We start from the raw sequence: 2,916 nt of genomic DNA on the forward strand, positions 1-2,916 counted from the left end.
CCTTACAAAAGCTCGACATCAGGGCGACTGGCGCGGGGCGCAACGATCGCGAAGCCAGCGCTCCGGCCGTGCTCAATCTTGCCTATGCCCGGCTTCTGATCTTTTCGTTCGGCTCGACATCGAGCGGCATTCCCGTGGAATGGGCCGCAACCGAGGACGCTCCGGGCGTCAACCTGCTGCCTGACCTGTCCGAAACGAGCGCCTCAGAGGTTGCCGATCGAATCGTGGCGCTCAAGAGGCCGGGTGATCTGGTCGTCGTTTCGATCCATTGGGGATCCAATTGGGGATATTACATTCCGGACGAACAGATGGTCTTTGCCCGAACACTCATCGACAAGGCGAACGTGTCGATCGTTCATGGGCATTCGTCGCACTATCCGAGAGCGATCGAAATCTATCGGGATCGTCTCATTCTGTATGGCTGCGGAGATTTTCTGAACGACTATGAGGGGATTCAAGGTTACGAGCGCTACCGGGACGACCTGGTGTTGATGTATTTTGCTGACTTGGATGCGACCGACGGCCGTCTTCACGCGCTCAACTTGATTCCGCTCCAGATCAGGAACTTCCGTCTCTCCATTCCGGCGCGGCGGGATATCGAATGGATCCAGCGGACACTGGATCGGGAGTGCCGAAAGTTCGAAGCTAGACTCATCCTTGGTTCAGAAGGACAGCTTGCAGTTGCCGGGCCTGGCTGAACGTAAAGCCATTTGGGTCCGGGCCAATGATCGGGATGGCCATGCAGTACCGGGCTCGTTTTCAGGCGTAGAACGGCGACGTTCGGTGTGCACTTGCTGCGGACCCGCATTGAGAGGATGATGCCGCGCAAGAGTTGGTGTCGTCCGTCATTTCGATGGAGATCAGCGATGCGCGTACCGGTCTACTATGGCGATTACCTGCGGCTCGACCGCCTCCTGTCATCGCAAGAGCCCGAAAGTGCCAGAACCGGCATCAACGCCCATGACGAGATGCTATTCATCATCGTCCACCAGGCCTACGAGCTGTGGTTCAAACAGATCCTGCATGAGCTCGATCGGGTTGAGGCAGACTTTGGCGCGATCCCAGTCACTGATGATGCCATGGCCCGTATCGTACACGGGCTCAATCGTGTCCATGAAATCCTCAAGCTCGTCGTGGCCCAGCTTGACGTGCTGGAAACCATGACGCCATTTGACTTCCTGGATTTTCGCGACCTGTTGATGCCGGCTTCGGGTTTCCAGTCGCTGCAGTTTCGGCTGATCGAGACGCGGCTCGGCTTGCCGCCTGAAACGCGCATTCCATTTGATGAAAAGGCGATCGACGAGCGTCTTTCCCAATCGGATCGGGACGCTCTTCGAGCCGCCGGCGTTCGGCCAGCTTTATTTGACTTGCTCAATCGTTGGCTTGCGCGAACGCCATTTCTCGACTGGGGAGGGGAGACATTCCGCGAGGCCTATCGCGCTGCGGTGGAAAAACATCTGGCTCGTGATGCTGAGCTGGTGCGCGCGGATCCTGCGATCCCGCCGGAAAAGCGTGATCGCGAACTGAAGAATATCGAGCGGGCGATTGCGTCGTTCTCGGAAATTTTCTCGGAAACAGATGAGGGGGGTAGTTGGCGGCTGTTGCCGCAATCAGTCCAGGCTGCCCTTTTCATCACTCTCTATCGTGACAAGCCTGCCGTGCAGCCGGCGTTCCGTCTTTTGACTGTGCTCATGGACATCGACGAAACCCTAACTCTCTGGCGATATCGGCATGCACTCATGGTGGAGCGCATGATCGGTTTGAAGATCGGTACTGGCGGCTCCTCGGGTCACGGCTATCTTCGGATGACGGCCGAGCGACATCGCATTTTCTCTGACCTGTTCCGACTGTCCACCTTCCTCATTCCACGTTCAGCTGTGCCTGAGCTCCCGGCCCCGATCCAGGAGCAGATGAGGTTCGTGTACGCGTCATGACCATGCTCGATCTTACCGCTCATTTTGCCAAGTTTCGCGCCGCAGCGCTTGAGCGGATCAACCTCGCGGCGCACAGCCACCACGACTGGCCCGACGTGACACTCGCCGCGCAAGAGCAGTGCTGGCACGATGCGGCGCGGCTCGCCGGCGAAAAATGGGGCTTGGTGTTCGGTGAACTGATCCCGCGGGTCCAGGCCGGGATCGCCAAGCACCTCCAACTACCCGACCCATCGAGCATCGCCGTTGCGCCCAACACGCACGAATTCCTGCGCAGGTTGTTGTCCTGCTTTTCGTCGGATCGGCCCATTCGTATCCTGACGAGCGACGCCGAGTTCCATACCGCACGGCGTCAGCTCGACCGCCTGGAGGAGGATGGATTGGTTGCCGTCACGCGAATATCCGCCGAGCCATTCGAGACCTTCGCTGAACGCTTTCATGCGGCATGCGGGACCGGCGAGCATGACCTTGTCTTTGTAAGCCAGGTGTTTTTCACCTCGTCAGCAACGTCGGGAAATCTCAAGGCCCTGATCGAGGCGGTACCTTCGCGCGATACTTTCATCGTAATCGACGGCTATCACGGCTTTATGGCCCGTCCAACCGATCTGTCTGAGATCGCGGACCGCGCCTTTTATCTCGCAGGCGGTTACAAATATGCGATGGCAGGGGAGGGGTGCTGCTTCCTGCATTGCCCACCTGGTTACGGGCCAAGACCCCGGGACACAGGCTGGTTCGCCGATTTCGGCTCGCTTGCAGCGCCTCCGGGGAAATCAGTCGGGTATCCTCGGGATGCCGGCCGTTTCCTGGGTGCGACCTTCGATCCCTCGGGTCTCTACCGGCTTGTCGCCGTATTCGATTGGCTTGCCCGTGAGAGCTTGACCGCTGAGCAAATCCACCGTCACGCGCAGGCATTGATGACGTTATTCATCGAGGGGCTTGCGCTTCAGCATATTGAGGGACTGCGGTCTGCAGATTTGATTACGCC

The 2,916-nt window shown here is 58.5% G+C and carries 3 protein-coding genes; all 3 read left to right on the top strand.

Features of this window, described 5'->3' with window-relative positions; genetic code table 11:
- On the top strand, positions 1-698 hold a 698-nt coding region (locus tag PMN64_RS42580; protein WP_411785078.1), incomplete at its 5' end, for a CapA family protein.
- A 168-nt stretch (positions 699-866) separates the two neighbouring features.
- Positions 867-1,934 (top strand): tryptophan 2,3-dioxygenase family protein, encoded by a 1,068-nt coding sequence (locus PMN64_RS42585; protein WP_411785079.1) that lies wholly within the window; start codon positions 867-869, stop codon positions 1,932-1,934.
- Positions 1,931-2,916, top strand: a 986-nt coding sequence (locus PMN64_RS42590) for an aminotransferase (protein ID WP_411785080.1), incomplete at its 3' end; no start/stop codon positions are given. The genes PMN64_RS42585 and PMN64_RS42590, both read left to right, overlap by 4 nt.

It is taken from the genome of Bradyrhizobium sp. UFLA01-814 (genome assembly GCF_046718885.1).
Classification (GTDB): Bacteria; Pseudomonadota; Alphaproteobacteria; order Rhizobiales; family Xanthobacteraceae; genus Bradyrhizobium; species Bradyrhizobium elkanii.